The sequence below is a fragment of the uncultured Roseobacter sp. genome (genome assembly GCF_947492555.1).
GTDB lineage: Bacteria > Pseudomonadota > Alphaproteobacteria > Rhodobacterales > Rhodobacteraceae > Roseobacter.
This window is the reverse complement of the sequence record NZ_CANLNE010000003.1, coordinates 501,477-520,540: the sequence shown is the minus strand read 5'-3', so window position 1 is coordinate 520,540 and position 19,064 is coordinate 501,477. Positions and strand designations below refer to the sequence as shown.

The window sequence follows — 19,064 nt, the reverse complement described above, 5'->3', positions numbered from 1 at the left end:
GGCCACAAGCCACACACCGGCGCCATGACAAAAACAGCCCTTATCACCGGCGCGTCCCGTGGCCTTGGTGCCGCCCTCGCCGAAGCCCTCTGCCCAACCCATCACATCATCGCCGTGGCCAAAACCACCGGTGCACTGGAAGAGCTGGACGACCGGATCAGCGCCAAGGGCGGCAGCGCCACGCTGGCCCCGATGGATGTCACCAATGCCGACGCCATGGCGACGCTCTGCCGGGGCATCTTCGACCGCTGGGGCAGCCTGGATCTATGGCTGCACACCGCCATCCACGCGGCCCCTTTGGCACCCGCTGATCATATTGATGCCGAGGATTTCGCCAAATCCACCGCCTGCAATGTCACCGCCACCGCCACGCTGATCAGCTATGTTGCCCCTCTGCTGGGCCAAAACGGGCAGGCGGCATTCTTCGATGATCCAAACGCAGGCGCAAAATTCTTCGGCAGCTACGGCGCCACCAAATCCGCGCAAATCACCCTCGCCAAAAGCTGGCAGGCCGAAACCATCAAAACCGGCCCCAGGGTTCACATCCTGACACCGGAACCGATGCCTACGGCCACCCGCGCCCGCTTCTTTCCGGGCGAAGACCGCGCGCCTCTGAACGATCCCGCCGGGCAGGCGAAACGACTTCTGGCAGAGATACAGGTTTCATCGGCACTATAAATATGCCCGCCGGAGGCACCCACCCTTGCCGCCTGCACACCCCTCGCCTATCAAGGCGCAAAGGGACCCATTCATGCGCATTCTCATCACAAATGACGACGGTATCAACGCCCCCGGTTTAGAGGTGCTTCACGCCATTGCGACCGAACTTGCCGGCGACGGCGGCGAGGTCTGGACGGTCGCCCCCGCCTTTGAGCAATCGGGCGTTGGCCATTGCATCAGCTACACCCATCCGATGATGATCAGCGAATTTGGCCCACGCCGCTTTGCCGCCGAAGGCTCACCCGCCGATTGCGTGCTTGCCGGTTTGCATGACGTGATGAAAGACACGCCCCCCGATCTGGTGCTGTCTGGCGTGAACCGGGGCAACAACTCCGCCGAAAACACGCTCTATTCCGGGACCATTGGCGGTGCAATGGAGGCGGCCTTGCAAGGCCTTCCGGCGATTGCCCTGTCGCAATACTACGGACCCGGCAACGCCAAGACGGACAACCCTTTCGAGGCGGCAGCGCAGCATGGTGCCGAGGTGGTCCGGCGTATTCTGGCCCGCACGCCAGAAGAAAACGGCGGCTACCGGCTTTTCTACAACGTGAATTTCCCGCCGGTGACCGGCGCGGACGTCAAGGGCATCCGGCTTTCCACCCAAGGCATGCGCCCGGGCACGGGGTTTTCAACCGAGCCGCATCTCTCTCCCTCAGGCCGCCGCTTCCTCTGGATCAGGGGCGGCAATCAGCAGATCGCCACAGCCCCCGGTTCGGACGCTGCCGACAACCTCGATGGCTACGTCTCCGTGACACCAATGCGCGCGGATCTCACGGCCCACGACATGATGGATCAGCTCTCGGGCATCGCCACATGAGCGAGGACGCGGAACGCAAAATGCAGTTTCTCTACGCCCTCCGCTCCAAGGGGGTGACAGACAAACGCGTGCTTTCCGCAATGGAGGCGATTGATCGCGGACCCTTCATCCGGGGCATCTTTTCGGGGCGCGCCTATGAGGACATGCCACTGCCCATCGCCTGTGGCCAGACCATCAGCCAGCCCTCGGTTGTAGGATTGATGACGCAGGCACTGCACGTCAGCCCACGCGACAAAGTGCTCGAGGTTGGCACGGGCTCGGGCTACCAGGCCGCCATCCTCAGCAAACTGGCCCGGCGCGTCTACACCATCGACAGGCACAGCCGCCTGGTGCGCGAGGCCCGCGACCTTTTTGACGACATGGGGCTCACCAACATCACCGCGATCACCGCGGACGGCAGTTTCGGCATTCCCGATCAGGCCCCTTTTGACCGGATCATCGTGACCGCAGCGGCCGAGGACCCGCCCGGCACCCTGATGGAGCAGCTCAAGGTCGGCGGCATCATGGTGGTGCCGGTCGGACAATCCGATGCCGTGCAGCACCTCATCATCGTGCGCAAGACGGCGGAAGGCATTGATTACGAAGAATTGCGTCAGGTTCGCTTCGTGCCTTTACTCGAAGGCTTGGGAAAGGACGCATAAGCTGCTATAAAGGGGTATAAAGTGTTGGACCAACCAATGCGTGGCCGTGGCCCGATTGAGGACAAGCAGATGACCCTTAGGATTTCGCGCAGCCGAGCGCGCCTTTCGCTGATGACCGTAACGTCACTGGTGGCACTGACCGCCTGTACCGATCCGCTGGACTTCGATCTGCGGGGCGGGCTTGGGGGCTTCAGTACCGCAAGCGCCGCAACCGGCGCCGCAACGGCCGAGCGACCACAGCCCGATGACCGGGGCGTTATCTCTTACCCGAACTATCAAGTGGCCGTGGCCGAACGCGGCGACACAATCCAGAGCATCGCATCGCGACTGGGTGTCAGCACGCCTGAGCTGGCGCGTTTCAACGGGATCGAGGCCGATGTGCCGCTGCGAAAGGGCGAGGTGATTGCCTTGCCGAAACGCGTGGCTGAACCCTCTCCCGCAACGGGCGCCGTGGGAACCGGCCCGATCCAGTCCGGCAGTGTTGATATCGGTACGCTGGCCGGCGACGCGATCAACCGGACGCCAGAAGGTCAGGGCGTGCAAACGGCTGCCCTTCCCCCCGCAACAGCGGCAGCAACGCCAAAACCACAAACCGGTGATGAACCCACGCGTCACAAGGTTGAACGTGGCGAAACCGCCTATACCATCGCGCGCCTCTACCAGGTACCGGTCAAATCGCTGGCTGAATGGAACGGGCTGGGCTCAGATTTTGCCATTCGTGAGGGGCAGTACCTCCTGATCCCGGTTGCAAAGCAGGCGGCCCCGGTTGCCGCCACTGTCACCAAGCCCGGCGCAGGCTCTCCCACGCCGACCCCGCCCAGTGCTGTGAAGCCTTTGCCCGAGGCCGAGCCTCAGAAGACTGTCGCGGCCCCACCGCCGGTGGATGTGGGCGAACAGACCCAAACCTCTTCGGACGCGCGTATGGTGTTCCCCGTTACCGGTTCGATCATCCGCGAATACGCCAAGGGCAAGAACGAAGGCATCAACATCAAGGCCGACGCCGGCGCCCCCGTCAACGCGGCGGATGCAGGTACGGTGGCTGCGATCACGAAAAGCGCCGATGGCATTCCTATCATTGTTGTCCGGCACGACCCTGAGTTGCTGACCGTCTATGCAAATGTGACAGATGTTTCCGTGGAAAAAGGCACCAAGGTCAAACGCGGTCAGCCCATTGCAAAACTGCGCAGCGGCAGCGATGCCTATGTGCATTTTGAGGTGCGCAAAGGCTTCGACAGTGTCGATCCGATGCCCTACCTGCAGTGATAGGCGCGTCGGTCAAATCAATCTAAAAGTGTTAACGCACTGAAATAACCCGGGAAATGCCCTGATCCTGCCCCAATGCCGGATCACGGGCCATTCTGCTGCCGCGTTTCACCGTCAGAAACAATCCAACAGGTTTTCAACCATTGGACGGCACCTATGGCGGTTTTCTACGCCTATACATTCGCCATTTTTGGCACACAGTCATCAACCACTGGTGGCGCGGCGATTGACTATCGCTTCGCCCCCAGCGGCGTCTGGCGCTATACCGGCACCGACACCTATTTCGTTGTCGAGGAAAACGACGGGGCCACCCAATTCAATGGCGATCCGACAAATGAAGAAGTCTCGGCGCAGGAACAGATTGGCGGTACCTGGGAGCAAACAACCGATATCGGCGGCACACAGACCCAGCTGATCTGGGACTATACGTTCGAAGTGACCGACGGTACCGATACGTGGCGGGTCGCTGTCATCGACGTCGATCTGAACAATGACGATTCCATCCAGGCAGGTGCGGAAAACGGATACTTCCTGGTCTTTCCCGACGGCATGCCCCCGGCAGACACCGACCTGAACGTCCTTGGCATCGTCGAGAATGACAATAGCACGCCGCATCTGGGTCTCGGGGCTACCGTTGTATGTTTTGCGGCGGGAACGCTGATCGAAACACCATTCGGGCCGCGGGCTGTAGAGACGTTGAAGGCAGATGACATGGTGTTGACACGGGATGCCGGCGCACAGCCCCTGCGATGGGCGGGCGCGACCATGGTGCCCGCAGTGGGCGATCTTGCGCCCATCGTCATTTCAGCAGGCGTTTTAGGAAACGATCGCGATCTGATTGTCTCGCCACAACATGCCTTGCTGCTGGAAGACTGGCGGGCGGAACTGCTGTATGGCGCGCCGGATGTTCTGGTACGCGCTGTCGACCTTCTGGGACACGAAGGCGTTTACAGACGCCCCGGGGGTATCGTGACGTACTGTCACATCCTCTTTGATGCGCATCATCTGGTGCAGGCCTCGGGATTGTGGTCGGAAAGCCTCTATCCCGGCGACATGACGCTGCAGACCGTGAACCCTGCGGCGCGGATGGAAATCGAAACACTCTTCCCGGACCTGCAGTCCTTTGGACCCAAGGCCGCGCGCTGCTTGCGCCGTTTCGAGGCTGCGTGTCTTCTCTCATGACCCATTCCTTGAGAAAAAACGCACAAACGGTCACGGCATCGTTTTTTCTCGGCAACAAGGACAGAGGATTCTGCAAATCGCTTTGCATCACTTTGCAACGCAACCGAACGGCAATGAGATGCTCTGGACGCCGCGCCAAGGTTGTTCGCCTAGTCCAGCCCGTTAATCAGCCAGCACCACACCCCGCCTGCCCGCCAAATCAGTAAAATACTGCCAGGCGACGCGGCCCGAGCGCGCACCACGTGTGGCCTGCCATTCAACGGCTTCCGCACGCAGATCAGCATCCGAGATTTCGACACCATAGGCATCGCAATAGCCGCGGATCATTTCCAGATACTGGTCCTGGTCACAGGGATGAAAGCCCAGCCACAGCCCGAAACGATCTGACAGCGATACCTTTTCCTCGACCGCTTCAGAGGGGTTGATCGCACTGCCGCGTTCATTCTCGATCATGTCGCGTGGCATCAGGTGACGCCGGTTCGATGTCGCGTAGAGCACCACATTCTCCGGTCGCCCTTCGATACCGCCGTCAAGCACCGCTTTCAGGCTCTTATAGTGTGCATCATCATGGCCAAAGGACAGATCGTCGCAAAACAGGATAAAGCGATAGGGCGCATCGCGCAGAAGGTTCAGCAGGCGACCAACCGAGGGCAGATCTTCGCGTTGCAATTCGACGATGCGCAAAGCCTCATGTTGCGCGTGAACTTTTCCGTGTATTGCCTTCACAAGGCTTGATTTTCCCATACCCCGCGCGCCCCATAGCAGCGCGTTGTTCGCTGGCAAACCGCGAGCAAATTGTTCGGTGTTCTTCAGCAAGGTATCCCGTGATCGATCCACCCCAACCAGCAACGGCAAGTCCACCCGCGCGACACGCTGCACCGGTTCCAGACGATCCGGCTCCACGTGCCAGACAAAAGCTGATGCTACGGAAAAATCAGGCGCGGGTTGCGGCGCTGGCGCCATGCGCTCCAATGCCGCCGCGATGCGGTCCATCGGATCGTCGATCACTTCAGCTGGTCCTCGGCGATGTCATCTGCTTCTTCATCGTCATCCTCGAACCAGACACCTTCCTCGCGCAGCTTCGCTTCGCGCTTGGTCTCCACCCGCCGGACAAGGAAAATAGACACCTCGTAGAGCCCGTAGACCACTGTGAAGAGAATGCCCTGCGTGATGACATCGGGCGGCGTGACCAGGGCAGCCAGCACGAGAATGGCCACGACAGCATATTTCCGGACATTGCCAAGCCCCTCGGCGTTCACCAACCCGGCCTTTCCCATCAGGGTCAGAAGCACCGGCAGTTGAAAGCAAAGCCCAAAGGCCATGATGAATTTCAGCGTGATATCAAGGGATTCGTTCACCTTCCCGAAGAAGGTAATGCGAATACCCTCCTGCGCAGCGCCTGCGACAACCGGGACCTGATCCGCGCCAGTGACAGACCCCATAAGGTCCGCGATGATCGAGGGCACATCCGCAAAGCCAAGGAAAAAGGCCATGGCCAGCGGTGTGACAACGAAATGCGCAAAGGATGCGCCCAACAGGAACATGACGGGCGATGCGATCAGGAAGGGCAAAAACGCGTTCTTTTCCGTTTTGTAGAGGCCCGGCGCTACAAAGCGCCAGAGCTGAAACCCGATCACCGGGAAGGCCAGCGCAAAGCCAAAGACCATTGAGATGCGGAACAGGGTGAAGAGGTATTCCTGCGGCGAGGTGTACTGCATGGTGGGCGACGGATCGCCCAATTCGCGCAGAGTTTCCTCGATGGGGCCGAGCAGGAACTGCAGAATCGGCTCGGCCACCGTGAAGACCAGCACGATGCCGATCAGGAAGGCGATCACAGAGCGGATCAGCCGTGTGCGCAACTCCGCCAGATGCTCGATCAGCGGGGCGGCGCTTTCGTCAATGTCGTCAGATGCGCTCATGTATCACTCTTTGCAGGTGGCTCGGCATCGCGCGCGGCCTCAAGCTCGGCGGCCCTGGCCTGCGCCTCCTGCGCTTCTTTCATCTTCCGGTCGGCAGCGGCACGCGCCGTGGCGGCCTGAATTTTCTTGGTGTCTTCCGCCCGTTGCGCCGCCAGCTTGCCGGTTTCGCTGTCAGGATCGAACTTGCCCAGATCGGCAGCGGCGCTTTTCACGCCATCCATCGCGGAATTGATCGGGTTCGTTGCCGTTTTCAGCCCCTTGGCCACGTCCTTCATACCGGTCTCATCGGCGGCATCATTCATGGCCCGGCTGAACTCGCGCGCCATGCCCTTGGCCTTGCCCACGGCCTGCCCCAGCTTGCGGAACAGAACCGGCAAATCCTTGGGACCCACAACAATGAGCGCGACGATGCCGATGACCAGCATCTCCGTCCAGCCGATGTCGAGCATTGTTTAGACCTTGTCTTTTTCCGTCTCGGGGGTGACGTCCTTGGCCTCTTCGGCCTTGGCAATTTCATCCTGACCTTCGCTGATGCCTTTCTTGAACGAAGTGATGCCCTTGCCCACTTCGCCCATGAGGCTCGAGATTTTACCGCGGCCAAAGAGCACAAGCACCACCACGGCAATCAACAGCAGGCCCGGCAGACCAATATTGTTCAACATGTCATTTCTCCCATATCGTGCGAATCCCGACAGCAGGGACCCGCTCAAGTCGCTTATAGAACTACGGAAATCCTGCAGATCCCGAAAGCGCTGATGCGTCCAAACGGCCTCGGACACCCGTCACTTATTCAAGAAATCACGGCCTCTGGACATCAACTGACAGGTTTATGTCAGTTGATGTCTGCCATGTCCACGTCGAACGCAAGATACAGAAAGGATACGTTCATGCGCAGACTCACGCGTCTTACCCCCTTTGTACCATTTGCGGCAGCGGATACTGCCAGGGGCGGCACGGCACAGATGCCGGTTGCCGAAATTGTGACCTACACCGTCAGGGATGGCATCGAAACCGAAGACCTGTTGCAGGCGGCGCGCAAGACCGAAGCCTTCCTGCGCGACACCGGTGCCGTCCTGTCCCGTCAATTGTCGCGGGATGAAAATGGCCTCTGGACCGACTACATCCTCTGGACGTCGCTTGAAGCGGCCAAGGCTACCGAAGCGCAGGCAATGGAACGCCCTGAATTCGCTGCGTTCTTTGCTATGATGGCGGAGGGATCAGCGCAGTTGCGCCATGCGCCGGTTCTGATGCAGATGGACTAGACGGCGGGTCGGTGGCAGGGTCGGCCCATGCGTCGCACTGACCGCCTTTTTGACATCATCCAGATCCTGCGCGACGGGAAACTGCACCGCGCGCAGGACATCGCGGAGACCCTGGAAGTCTCGACCCGCACGATTTACCGCGACATGGACACGCTCGTGGCCTCTGGCGTGCCGGTGGAGGGTGAACGTGGCGTGGGCTACATGATCACCGAAGCGATCAGCCTGCCGCCGCTGAACCTGACCGTGGCGGAGCTGGAGGCGTTGAACCTCGGCATGGCGATTGTGGCGGAAGCCGCTGACCCTGATCTGAAAGCTGCCGCCCTGAGCTTGGCGGACAAGGTCGATGCGGTGTTACCCACGAAGACCATCGCCGACGCGGATCAATGGAAATTTGCGGTCTACCCTTTCGCGGATGCCGCACGCGGGTTCGCCCATATGCCGACACTGCGCGCGGCGATCCGGGCGAAACAGAAACTGCGCCTGACCTATACCTCCAAGGAGGCGCGGGTGACCACGCGTACGATCCGCCCCCTGCATATGGAGTATTGGGGACGGATCTGGACGCTCACATCATGGTGCGAATTGCGCAATGATTTCCGCGTGTTCCGGGTCGATCTGATCCAGACAGCAGACGCGCTTCCCGAGCTTTTTGTCGACGAGCCCGGAAAGACGCTTGCCGACTACGTGCCCTGAGGCATCGCAGATCGGTCACCGCGCAAGGAACGCGGGATGGTAACGCTCTGCGCTCAGCAGCCCGCCGCGTTGTTGCCGGCGAGGCCGCCCGCGACCGCACCACCGGCGGTCAGGATATCTCTGCCGGATCCGCCACCCAGCTGATTGCCAACAGCAGCCCCGGCCAGTGCACCGGCGACACCGGCGCCGGTGCATCCGACCTGCCGTTGTTGTTGCGGGGTTGTTGCACAGGCCTGCAGCACTGCCATCACACCCAAAGCGCTGAGAATACCGAATTTTTTCATCGTACTGGTCCTTTTTCAAACATTGGGTCGCCCGCGACATGCAGCGCGCCCGTGAAGGGATAACGCATAAAGTCCGAAAATAGTCCAAACTATCGAAAAAAATTACTGGCTTTGAGCGCGCAGCCGCCAATCGGTTTGCGGCGGCAAAAAGGCCTCCACGCTGGCTTGCGCGATCACAATCGGGTCATCCGTGTCCGTGCCGACGTTCAGCCCGCCCTTGACCACGCGCACCTCTGCGCGGCCCCGCGGCAGGGTAGACACGAGGGCGTCCACATCAACGGCCTCGGGGTCTTGCACCCCGACGGTGACCTGAACCCGCATCTGATCGTGCCCCAATCCAACGACGCCAAAGATCGGCAGCGACGAATGGCGAAACGCATCCTCGATCGCGCGTTTGGCCGCCTTGGTGTAATCCTGCCCATGCAGGTCGTTGCCCATGCCCATTTCAATGATCAGACGTTGCTCAGCCATCGGCCCGCTCCATGTCAAAGCCAACGGTCAGCGCCACATTGGCCATGATCGTCGGGTTGCCCTCGCCCTCGGGGCGCGAAATATCCAGCCCGCCGTGCTGCACATGCACCTGCGCATCGCCGTAGGGAAAAACCTTGAGCACTTCCGCCACATCGACGGCATCGGGGTTCTGGACGCCGATGTCGACGCGGATTTGCATATCCGTTTTCTCAAATCCGAACAGCTCGGCCAGGTTGATCGAATTATGCCACAAGGCGTCCTTCACCCCACGCACCGCCGCCTGCGTATAGTCGCCCCGCCGCAGCGAGGTGCCCATGCCGAATTCCACCAGCAGTCTTGTCATCGCCATTCTCCTCTGCGCCCCTCAGGCATCGAATACAAAGCATCTGTCGCGCCGGATCGTCAGCCACATGACGGTCCCCGGCTGCGGCAGGAACACATTGGGCACCGTCGCGCGCAGGACAGAGCCATCATAATCCATCGCAAATTCCACGAGGCTTTCGTTGCCCATGAACCGCGCCCGCTGCACAACCCCGCGCGCCGCCGTGCCGTCCGTCGCGGTGGGTTTGGGCCCCTGCCCGTTCCGGTCGAAATCAATGCGCAGGTGTTGCGGCCTGAAAACGATGTGCACATCCGTGCCATCCGGCACGCCGGGCGCCAGAAACTGACCGAAGGGTGTTTCCGCCAAGGCGCCGCTCACCGTGGCCCGCAGCACATTGGCATCCGAAAAGAACGCTACGGCGGCGCGGTCCACCGGTCGGGTATAGACGTTATAAGGCGCGCCCTGCTGCACAATCCTGCCGTCGCGCATCAGAGCGATTTCATCGGCCATGCGCATGGCCTCTTCGGGCTCGTGGGTGACCAGCAGGACGGCGGTGTTCTCCTCCTTGAGGATGGTCAGGGTCTCGTCCCGAATGCCGTCGCGCAGGCGATTGTCGAGGCCGGAGAAAGGCTCGTCCATCAGCATGATCTTGGGCTTCGGTGCCAGCGCGCGGGCCAGCGCAACGCGCTGCTGTTCCCCGCCTGACAGCTGATGCGGAAAGCCATCAATGAAGCGCATCAGGTCCACCCGCTCCAGCAGCTCCTCTACCCGCGCGCGTTTCTGGACTTTGGTGGCCCCCTTCAGGCCAAAGGCCACATTGTCGGCCACGCTGAGATGCGGGAAGAGGGCGAAGTCCTGAAACATCAGGCCGATCTCGCGCCTTTCCGGCGGCAGGCGGAAAATCGTGTCACAGACCAGCTGGCCGTCCACGTAAATCTCGCCGCTGTCCTGCATTTCCACACCCGCGATCATCCGCAGGGTCGTGGATTTACCGCAACCCGAGGGCCCCAGCAGGCAGGTCACCTGCCCCGGCTGAATGGCAATGCTGACGTTATCAACCACGGCGCGCCCGTCAAAGACGCGGCGCAGGTTCCTGATTTCCAGCCGTGCAGGGGGAGTGGTCACGTGGCGGTCCAAATCCGATAGAATTCATCGGATAACGAGCTATCAGCCCTTTGGCGTGCCCGCAAGCACTGCAGCCGCGCGCGCGCCTCCGTGGTGCAGGCAGATCGTCCCGCCCGAGATTCAACCGGTGCGGCCAAGCCCTGCCTCAGCCCAGTTCAAAGGATGCCTGCGCGCGGTCCACGCCATTGACCTGAACCGTAATCAGATGTGTGCCGGGGTGCAGCGTAAATGTCGTCGCGTTGCCTTTCAGCTTGTGAACCTTGCGCACCTCGAAGGGTTTTGCCGGTGTGCTCTGGCCCTGTTTCAGCTTGAAAACTTTTGCCGCCTGTTTGCCGCCCGGACGGGCAAAGGTGATCCTGTAATCCACAAGGAGCGGCAGATCGACTTCCGCCGCGACACGGCAGGAAAAGCACAAGGCCTCCCCCATTGCGACCTGCGGCGTTTCGATATCAAGGGCGACAGAGACCGGCACGTCCCCGTCAAACCCCAGAGCAGTCATCGCTCCCGGATGCCCCTGCTTGATCAGGGTGCGCAGGGCGTGACGGGTCATCCAATCCAACTCTTTGGGTGTCTGGATCGCTTTTGCCTGCCACGCCGACAGCCTGCCGAGCACCAGATCGTCATGGGTTTTGGAGAGGTCATTGAGATGGTTCGCGACAGAGCGTGTCACATAGCGCGTGGGATCCCCCTGCAGCCGGTCGAGCAGCGGCAGGGTCTGATCCGGTGTCAGCGTCACGGCCTTGGCCCAGGGCAGTTTCGGACGGGTACCTTCGCTCACCAATCGCCGGACATGGTAGTTCTGATCCACGGCCCATGTTTCCAGATCAGCGAGCGTTGCCTCCGTCCAGCGGTTGAGGAAAGGGCGGATGTAGAATTCCATCGAGAACCGCTGTGTGGCCCGGTAGAGCAGGTCCATCGCCCGGTCCCGATGATCCTCCAGCCCGTGCCGTACGGCCAGAATGCCCGGCACCGCGTGAATGAACTGACCAAAGTCGTCGTCTTTGAGGCCAGGGTCCAATGGCGCGGGCATCGCGGCTTCCAGCTGCTCGGCCATGGTCGGAAAGTCATCGGCCAACTGCGTCTCGATGCAATCGGCGAGCCACTCCAGTCGCGCCATCAATTCACGGTCGGGAAATCCTGCCAGCGCCTCCGCCTTGAACCTGTCGGCATCAAAGCCGGGGACAGCACCTGCGTATTCACCAGCCAACTGGCCGACGCTCTCGGCGTTGAAAAGCGCGTCCTTGAGAGAAAACCGTTCCGCCATGGATCAGATCGTGGCGTTGGTGGCGCCGCCATCGCACAGGATGTTCTGGCCAACGATGAACCCTGCGTGCTGCGAACACAGGAAGGCGCAGGTGGCCCCGAATTCCTCTGCGGTGCCGTAGCGTCCGGCGGGGATGGTGGCCGAGCGGCGCGCGCGGGCCTCTTCGATGGTGATACCTTCCCGCTTGGCCACGGGGCCGTCCAGCGCTTCGGCGCGGTCGGTTGCGTGAATACCCGGTAGCAGGTTGTTGATCGTCACCCCGGACCCCGCTACCTGACGGCTTGTGCCCGCCACATAGCCCGTCAGCCCGGTGCGTGCCGCATTGCTGAGGCCCAGTTGCGGGATCGGCGCCTTGACCGATTGCGAGGTGATATTGACCACCCGGCCCCAGCCCCGCTCCATCATGCCGGGCACCAGCGCCTTGATCATCGCGATGGGCGTCAGCATGTTGGCATCCAGCGCCTTGATGAAATCATCCCGATCCCAGTCGTGCCACATGCCGGGCGGTGGGCCGCCAGCGTTGTTCACAAGGATATCAACGCCTTGCGCCGCGTCGAGCACGGCTGCGCGCCCCTCTTCGCTCGTCACGTCCGCAGCCACTGTCTGAACGGACACACCGTGGGCGGCGCGGATTGCGTCGGCCGCAGTTTCCAGCGCATCTGCACCCCGTGCATTCAGGATGAGATCGCAGCCCGCGGCCGCCAAAGCCTGGGCGCATCCAAACCCCAACCCCTTGGAAGAGGCACAGACAACCGCCCGTTTACCATTAATACCCAAATCCATGTCATGCTCCTCCCGTGATTCATCGCATGCGTAGCACCTCGCACGCGGTGGAGACCAGTAAAACACCGGAAAGTTGACCGGTACCTGCCACAATTCTAGGTTAATGCGCTGATGCACCTTGAAGAAAGCGACCGCCGCTGATGTCCCTGATCACCACCAGCCAATCCGTTTCCGTTTTGCGGGCTGCCGATTTACTGGTGATCTCCGGCGCGAACGAAGGGGACGGCCTGAGCTTTGCCGATGATCTGATCATGGATGACATCTATGGGCTACGGTCGGGCGCCGAGCTCGCGCGGCTGGCCTTGTTGCGGGCGCATACCCACGAAATGGTCATCGGCACGGACACTGAATTGGGCACACCGGGCGCCGAGGTGCACCTGGACTGTGCGCTCACTTTGATGTCACAGGATGCTCCGGTGACCGAAGTGCTGATCCTTGTGCAAGTAGGCGCTGATGGGCATGCGGAGGATGTTTTTGCGCTGCCGCTGGCACCGCTGGTCCCCAAGACCGAATACCAACTGGTCGGGATCGACAGGTCCGATGCCGCCCGAAAACTGGCGCAGGTGGCCTGTGTCTCCTTTTCCCGCGGCACGCATATCACCATGGGATCAGGCCGCCAGCGCCCGATCGAAGAGCTGCAGCCGGGTGATCCGGTACTGACCCGCGATGATGGGGTGCAACCGATCCGCTGGGTCGGGCACAGCACGCAACGCGCGGTAGGCGAGTTTGCTCCGATTCGCATAGCGGCAGGCACGCTTAACAACACTCGAAACCTGGTTGTGAGCCCGGACCACAGACTTTTCATCTATCAGCGGACGGATCGGTTGGGTGCTGGGCGTTCGGAATTACTGGTCAAGGCCCGCCATCTGGTCAACGGGCAGAGCGTGACTGTACAACAAGGCGGATTTATCGACTATTTTCAACTGCTGTTTGACACCCACCAGATCATCTACGCCGAAGGTATCGCGGCGGAATCCATGCTTGTGGATGACCGAACGGCGCCCTTGCTGCCACCTGTGCTGGGACAGAATGGTCAGGACGGGCAGCCTCAACGGCACCATGATACGTTGCGGGGGCTCGACGTGCAGAAGGACCTGTTGAACCATCCAGATGCTGCCGAGTTGCTGCGTCGCGCCTCGCTGCGCTGATCACAGGTGGCCTGAAGCCCACCCTACCTGTCCACCGAGAGCGCAGCGCTTGCTGTGCCCGGTCTGCCTCGCTATATGCTCGCTCATGTTGGACACCACCAAAAACCGCCCCGATCTGCCGCCTGAAATCGCGCGCCGCCGCACTTTTGCGATCATCAGTCACCCGGATGCGGGCAAGACCACGCTGACGGAAAAGTTCCTGCTCTTTGGCGGGGCGATCCAGATGGCGGGACAGGTGCGCGCCAAGGGCGAGGCCCGCCGCACCCGCTCTGACTTTATGGCTATGGAAAAAGACAGGGGCATTTCCGTGTCCGCCTCGGCAATGTCGTTTGATTTCAGGGAGTTCCGGTTCAATCTGGTGGACACGCCGGGCCACTCCGATTTCTCTGAAGACACCTATCGCACACTCACGGCAGTGGATGCGGCGGTTATGGTCATCGACGGTGCGAAAGGGGTCGAGAGCCAGACGCAAAAGCTCTTTGAGGTCTGCCGCATGCGTGATCTGCCCATCCTGACCTTCTGTAACAAGATGGACCGGGAAAGCCGTGACGTCTTTGAGATCATTGACGAAATTCAGGAGAACCTCGCTATCGACGTGACGCCGGCCAGCTGGCCCATCGGCGTCGGGCGCGACTTTCTGGGGTGTTACGATATCCTGCGCGACCGTTTGGAATTGATGGACCGGGCGGACCGCAACCGGGTCGCCGAAAGCGTCGAGATCAATGGGCTGGACGACCCGAAACTGGCAGAACATGTACCCGCCGAGCTGCTGGAAAAGCTGCGCGAGGATCTGGAAATGGCGCGCGAATTGCTCCCCCCCCTCGACATGGCCGCGATGCACGAAGGATCGCTCACCCCCATCTGGTTCGGCTCCGCGATCAATTCCTTTGGCGTCAAGGAGTTGATGGAGGGCATCGCCTCCTACGGTCCGCAGCCCCAGATCCAGTCGGCCGAGCCGCGCCAGATCCTGCCCGAAGAGAAAAAAGTGGCCGGATTCGTCTTCAAGGTGCAAGCCAATATGGACCCGAAACACCGCGACCGCGTGGCCTTTGTGCGGCTGGCCTCGGGACATTTTGAGCGGGGCATGAAACTGACCCACGTGCGCTCCAAGAAGCCAATGGCGATCACCAACCCGGTGATGTTTCTAGCCAGTGACCGCGAGCTGGCCGAAGAGGCCTGGGCCGGGGATATCATCGGCATCCCCAACCACGGGCAACTGCGCATCGGCGACACATTGACCGAAGGTGAGGCGATCCGCGTTACCGGCATCCCCTCTTTTGCGCCGGAACTGCTGCAAGGCGTGCGGGCGGGCGATCCGCTGAAAGCCAAACACCTTGAAAAAGCCCTGATGCAATTTGCCGAAGAGGGCGCGGCAAAGGTCTTCAAACCCTCCATCGGGTCGGGCTTTGTCGTCGGTGTTGTTGGACAGTTGCAGTTCGAAGTTCTGGCCAGCCGGATCGAGCTGGAATATGGGCTTCCGGTGCGTTTCGAGGCCTCCCAGTTCACCTCTGCGCGCTGGGTCAGCGGCGACAAGCAAGCCGTTGATAAATTTAGCGAAAGCAACAAGCAACATATCGCGCACGATCATGATGGCGACATTGTGTATCTGACCCGCTTGCAGTGGGATATCGACCGCGTTGCGCGTGACTATCCGGATGTGACATTGACCGCCACCAAGGAAATGATGGCCTGACATCGGGCGCGGCATGCCCCTAGGAAAACCCGGCAGCCGCGGGACGCACAGCGTTCGGTCAAATCCCGTGCCATGACGGGCTGAAATCGGGTGTGACGCTGCGGCATCCCGTCATTTCCCTTAATTCATCAAGACATAGCGCATCTGTTTGACGCTGGAGGCACATGTTGCTATGGACGCACATCATGTCGCGACATCGGTCGCCACTTGGGCCATGCGGGCCGACATGGATGCTGCTGCGGGCCAAGAAAGTGTCCGCCAAAACCGGACACATATGACCAAATTTTCTGACCTGAATCTGAATCCAAAAGTTTTGAAAGCCATTGACGAAGCGGGCTATGAAAGCCCCACCCCCATCCAGGCCGGTGCGATTCCGCCCGCTCTGGAAGGCAAGGACGTCCTCGGCATCGCCCAGACCGGCACCGGCAAGACCGCCAGCTTTACGCTGCCGATGATCACCATGCTGGCGCGGGGTCGTGCGCGGGCGCGCATGCCGCGCAGTCTCGTGCTTTGCCCCACGCGGGAACTGGCAGCACAGGTGGCCGAGAACTTCGACACCTACTCCAAACACCTGAAACTGACCAAGGCGCTGCTCATCGGCGGCGTGTCTTTCAAGGAACAGGACAAGCTGATCGACAAGGGTGTGGATGTGCTGATCGCCACGCCAGGCCGTCTGCTCGACCACTTCGAACGCGGCAAACTGCTGCTCACCGGCGTACAGATCATGGTGGTGGATGAGGCGGACCGGATGCTCGACATGGGGTTCATCCCCGACATCGAACGGATCTTTTCGCTGACCCCTTTCACCCGCCAGACGCTGTTCTTCTCGGCCACCATGGCGCCGGAGATCGAGCGGATCACCAACACCTTCCTCTCCGCGCCCGAGCGGGTCGAGGTGGCGCGTCAAGCCACAACCGGCGAAAACATCGCGCAGGGTGTCGTGATGTTCAAAGGCTCGCGCAAGGACCGCGAACCCTCTGAGAAACGCAAGGTTTTGCGCGCCGTGATCGACGCTGAGGGTGAAAAATGTACCAATGCCATCGTCTTCTGCAATCGAAAAGTCGACGTGGATATCGTTGCTAAGTCACTGAAGAAATACGGGTATGACGCCGCTCCGATCCATGGTGATCTGGACCAGTCACAGCGCACCCGCACCCTTGACGGTTTTCGCGATGGCACGTTGCGGTTCCTCGTGGCCTCCGACGTGGCCGCACGCGGGCTCGATGTGCCGTCGGTGAGCCACGTGTTCAATTTCGATGTGCCCAGCCATGCGGAAGACTACGTGCACCGCATCGGCCGCACGGGCCGCGCGGGGCGGGACGGCAAAGCCGTGATGATCTGCGTGCCGCGCGACGAAAGAAACCTTGCCGATATCGAACGGCTGGTGCAACGGGAGATCCCGCGGATCGACAACCCTCTCCAGAGTGCCGCACCGGTGGAAGACCAGCCCGCCAAGCCAGAGCAGTCAGCTGACGAAAAGCCCAAGCGCAGCCGGTCCCGCAGCCGCAAGAAGGATGAGGCGGACACGGCGCAGCCGGAGAACGCGGCAAAACCCGAGTTTAAATCGGATCCCAAACCAGACGAGCAACCCAAACGCAGCAGGGGCCGGCGCGGTTCAGGCGGTGGCGGTCAAAACGACAAATCCGACCGGGGCGGCAACAAGGTCGTGGGCTTGGGCGATCACACGCCCGAATTCATCGGCCTCAGCTTCAAGGAACGCAGCGCGGGCTGACACGCCCCCGCTTCTTCTGACCTTAAATATCCTCCCCGAAGGGCCGGGACGCCAAAAGCCCCCCGGCCAGACAACTCAGCTCAGACGGCTGACAACAATCGTGACCTCGGGTTTGCGCCCGATCTCGTCAAGTGCTGTCTGACGCACCGTGCGTTTAAGCCCTTCATGTAGCTTGTCATCGTCGCGCAGGGTCTTAGCCCCTGCCCGCGCTAACCATTGCCCCAGATCGGCCTCCAGCACGTCTACCAGCGACGCGCGGCTGCTGCCGGTCTCCGGCAACCCCTTCAGCTCGCACCACGGCTCACCCAAGGGTTCATCCTCGTCATCCAGAATGACGGTCACCACCACATGCCCGTTCAGCGCCATGCGGATCCGGTCGCGCACGACCCCGTCCAGCGCGCCGATCTGCACCGACCCATCCAGATAGGTGCGCCCGGTCTCGATGTAATCCGCGATCTTCGGCTGGTTACCCGATAGATCCACCATCATCCCATTGACGGCCAGAACCCCGGTCATGCCATTGTGCTCCGCCAGCTTCACATGCTCGCGCAGGTGCCGGTGCTCACCGTGCATGGGGATCACGACCTGCGGCTTCACGATGCTCGTCAGCCGTTCCAGATCGGGCCGGTTCGCATGGCCGGAGACGTGATAGCGCCCGGTGCTGTCATCGACCACATCAACCCCCTGCTCGGAGAAGGCATTGATGATCCGGATCACACCTTTTTCATTGCCCGGAATGGTCTTTGAGGAAAAGAGGAACAGATCGCCCTCTTTCATCTCGATCCCCTGATACTTGCCCCGCGCCAGTTGCGCCGAAGCTGCGCGGCGTTCGCCCTGTGACCCCGTCACCAGCAGCATCAGGTTTTCACGCGGGATGGATTTGGCATCTTCCGGCGGCACAACAGGCGGGAAATCGGTGAGCACACCGGTTTCCACTGCCGCCTCCACCATGCGTTTCATCGCCCGCCCCATCAGAACGATCGACCGCCCGGCGCGCTCGCCCGCCTCGGCCAGCGTTTTCACACGCGCGACGTTGGAGGCAAAGGTCGTGGCAACCACCATGCCCTTGGCAGATTGCACCAGTTTGGTAATTTCCGGACCGACACTCGCCTCGGACCGGCCGGGGTCCGGGGAAAAGACATTGGTACTGTCGCAGATCAGCGCCTTCACGCCCCCCTTGCTGACATCTGCCCAGAGCTCCGGGTCAAATGGCTCGCCCACCAGCGGGGTCTCATCCAGCTTGAAGTCACCGGAGTGGATGACCCGCCCGTCCGGGCTGTCGATCACCATAGACGAGCTTTCCGGGATCGAGTGCGAAATCGGCAGGAAACCCACGGAGAACGGCCCCGCCTGCACCTGTTCGGGCCAGGCCGAGACCACCTGGACCGCATCCTCGGGATGCCCGTGTTCTTCCATCTTCCGCGCAGCGATATTGGCGGTGAAGGGGCGCGCATAGATCGGCGCCTTGAGCTGCTCATAGGTATGCGCCACAGCGCCGATGTGGTCTTCATGGGCGTGGGTGATGAACACCGCTTCGATCTGCTCCCGCCGCTCGATCAGCCAGCTGATGTCCGGCAGGATCAGATCGACGCCCGGACTTGTTTCCATGTCGGGAAAGGCCACGCCAAGGTCAACGACAATCAGCCGCTCCTTGCCCGGGCGACCGTATCCGTAGACATAGCAGTTCATGCCAATTTCGCCCGCGCCGCCAAGCGCGAGGTAGATCAATCGTTCATTGCTCATAT

At 61.1% G+C, this 19,064-nt stretch carries 21 protein-coding genes; 10 read left to right on the top strand and 11 right to left on the bottom strand.

What is annotated here, in order from left to right:
• Positions 1-24 precede the first annotated feature (24 nt).
• From Q1A07_RS15680 to Q1A07_RS15660, 5 genes are all read left to right on the top strand, one after another.
• Entirely contained in the window at positions 25-678 is a 654-nt protein-coding gene (locus tag Q1A07_RS15680; RefSeq protein ID WP_299782965.1) for an SDR family NAD(P)-dependent oxidoreductase, read from the top strand.
• Between the two features lie 73 nt (positions 679-751).
• Positions 752-1,537 (top strand): 5'/3'-nucleotidase SurE, encoded by a 786-nt coding sequence (gene surE, locus Q1A07_RS15675; protein WP_299782963.1) that lies wholly within the window; start codon positions 752-754, stop codon positions 1,535-1,537.
• Complete coding sequence (locus Q1A07_RS15670; RefSeq protein ID WP_299782961.1) at positions 1,534-2,178, top strand: protein-L-isoaspartate(D-aspartate) O-methyltransferase; 645 nt, start codon at positions 1,534-1,536, stop codon at positions 2,176-2,178. Before surE ends, Q1A07_RS15670 begins: the two co-directional genes overlap by 4 nt.
• Positions 2,179-2,247: 69 nt before the next feature.
• Positions 2,248-3,441 (top strand): LysM peptidoglycan-binding domain-containing M23 family metallopeptidase, encoded by a 1,194-nt coding sequence (locus tag Q1A07_RS15665; RefSeq protein WP_299782959.1) that lies wholly within the window; start codon positions 2,248-2,250, stop codon positions 3,439-3,441.
• A gap of 156 nt (positions 3,442-3,597) precedes the next feature.
• Entirely contained in the window at positions 3,598-4,623 is a 1,026-nt protein-coding gene (locus Q1A07_RS15660) for a Hint domain-containing protein (RefSeq protein WP_299782957.1), read from the top strand.
• Between the two features lie 162 nt (positions 4,624-4,785).
• Here Q1A07_RS15660 and Q1A07_RS15655 read toward each other — a convergent pair whose 3' ends face one another.
• Genes Q1A07_RS15655 through tatA form a run of 4 tightly spaced genes read right to left on the bottom strand, consistent with a single transcriptional unit; the run spans position 4,786 to position 7,204 of the window.
• Positions 4,786-5,631 carry an ATP-binding protein gene (locus Q1A07_RS15655; protein WP_299782955.1) on the bottom strand — a complete coding sequence of 282 codons (846 nt, stop codon included), beginning with the start codon at positions 5,629-5,631 and terminating at the stop codon, positions 4,786-4,788.
• Complete coding sequence (locus Q1A07_RS15650) at positions 5,628-6,542, bottom strand: twin-arginine translocase subunit TatC (RefSeq protein WP_299782953.1); 915 nt, start codon at positions 6,540-6,542, stop codon at positions 5,628-5,630. The genes Q1A07_RS15655 and Q1A07_RS15650 overlap by 4 nt, the downstream gene beginning before the upstream one ends.
• Entirely contained in the window at positions 6,539-6,991 is a 453-nt protein-coding gene (gene tatB / locus Q1A07_RS15645) for a Sec-independent protein translocase protein TatB (protein ID WP_299782951.1), read from the bottom strand. Before tatB ends, Q1A07_RS15650 begins: the two co-directional genes overlap by 4 nt.
• A 3-nt stretch (positions 6,992-6,994) precedes the next feature.
• Complete coding sequence (tatA, locus tag Q1A07_RS15640) at positions 6,995-7,204, bottom strand: twin-arginine translocase TatA/TatE family subunit (RefSeq protein ID WP_195820502.1); 210 nt, start codon at positions 7,202-7,204, stop codon at positions 6,995-6,997.
• Positions 7,205-7,429: 225 nt separating this feature from the next.
• Between tatA and Q1A07_RS15635 the strand changes: the two genes are divergently transcribed.
• Together Q1A07_RS15635 and Q1A07_RS15630 are read left to right on the top strand one after the other, a co-directional pair.
• Positions 7,430-7,804 carry a hypothetical protein gene (locus Q1A07_RS15635; protein ID WP_299782948.1) on the top strand — a complete coding sequence of 125 codons (375 nt, stop codon included), beginning with the start codon at positions 7,430-7,432 and terminating at the stop codon, positions 7,802-7,804.
• A 27-nt stretch (positions 7,805-7,831) separates the two neighbouring features.
• Complete coding sequence (locus Q1A07_RS15630; RefSeq protein ID WP_299782946.1) at positions 7,832-8,497, top strand: YafY family protein; 666 nt, start codon at positions 7,832-7,834, stop codon at positions 8,495-8,497.
• Positions 8,498-8,550: 53 nt separating this feature from the next.
• Here Q1A07_RS15630 and Q1A07_RS15625 read toward each other — a convergent pair whose 3' ends face one another.
• The 6 genes from Q1A07_RS15625 to Q1A07_RS15600 form a co-directional block, all read right to left on the bottom strand.
• Positions 8,551-8,781 (bottom strand): glycine zipper 2TM domain-containing protein, encoded by a 231-nt coding sequence (locus tag Q1A07_RS15625; RefSeq protein ID WP_299782944.1) that lies wholly within the window; start codon positions 8,779-8,781, stop codon positions 8,551-8,553.
• Between the two features lie 102 nt (positions 8,782-8,883).
• A complete protein-coding gene (locus Q1A07_RS15620; protein WP_299782941.1) occupies positions 8,884-9,252 on the bottom strand; it encodes a Lin0512 family protein in 369 nt (122 codons plus the stop codon).
• Positions 9,245-9,595 carry a Lin0512 family protein gene (locus tag Q1A07_RS15615; RefSeq protein WP_299782939.1) on the bottom strand — a complete coding sequence of 117 codons (351 nt, stop codon included), beginning with the start codon at positions 9,593-9,595 and terminating at the stop codon, positions 9,245-9,247. The genes Q1A07_RS15620 and Q1A07_RS15615 overlap by 8 nt, the downstream gene beginning before the upstream one ends.
• Before the next feature lie 21 nt (positions 9,596-9,616).
• On the bottom strand, positions 9,617-10,699 hold the full coding sequence (locus Q1A07_RS15610; protein WP_299782936.1) for an ABC transporter ATP-binding protein: 1,083 nt from the start codon (positions 10,697-10,699) through the stop codon (positions 9,617-9,619).
• Positions 10,700-10,844: 145 nt separating this feature from the next.
• Positions 10,845-11,963: a hypothetical protein gene (locus tag Q1A07_RS15605; protein ID WP_299782934.1), complete on the bottom strand. Its 1,119-nt coding sequence runs from the start codon at positions 11,961-11,963 to the stop codon at positions 10,845-10,847.
• Positions 11,964-11,966: 3 nt separating this feature from the next.
• Positions 11,967-12,746, bottom strand: coding sequence for an SDR family oxidoreductase (locus tag Q1A07_RS15600; RefSeq protein ID WP_299782931.1), 780 nt, complete (start codon positions 12,744-12,746; stop codon positions 11,967-11,969).
• A 140-nt stretch (positions 12,747-12,886) separates the two neighbouring features.
• Between Q1A07_RS15600 and Q1A07_RS15595 the strand changes: the two genes are divergently transcribed.
• The 3 genes from Q1A07_RS15595 to Q1A07_RS15585 all read left to right on the top strand — a co-directional run bounded on the left by Q1A07_RS15595 (position 12,887) and on the right by Q1A07_RS15585 (position 17,319).
• Positions 12,887-13,894 carry a Hint domain-containing protein gene (locus Q1A07_RS15595; protein WP_299782924.1) on the top strand — a complete coding sequence of 336 codons (1,008 nt, stop codon included), beginning with the start codon at positions 12,887-12,889 and terminating at the stop codon, positions 13,892-13,894.
• Between the two features lie 85 nt (positions 13,895-13,979).
• Complete coding sequence (locus tag Q1A07_RS15590) at positions 13,980-15,587, top strand: peptide chain release factor 3 (protein ID WP_299782923.1); 1,608 nt, start codon at positions 13,980-13,982, stop codon at positions 15,585-15,587.
• Positions 15,588-15,861: 274 nt separating this feature from the next.
• Positions 15,862-17,319, top strand: coding sequence for a DEAD/DEAH box helicase (locus Q1A07_RS15585; RefSeq protein WP_299782921.1), 1,458 nt, complete (start codon positions 15,862-15,864; stop codon positions 17,317-17,319).
• Between the two features lie 75 nt (positions 17,320-17,394).
• Here the strand turns inward: Q1A07_RS15585 and Q1A07_RS15580 are convergent, their stop codons facing one another.
• Positions 17,395-19,062 (bottom strand): ribonuclease J, encoded by a 1,668-nt coding sequence (locus tag Q1A07_RS15580; protein WP_299782920.1) that lies wholly within the window; start codon positions 19,060-19,062, stop codon positions 17,395-17,397.
• Between the last annotated feature and the right edge of the window lie 2 nt (positions 19,063-19,064).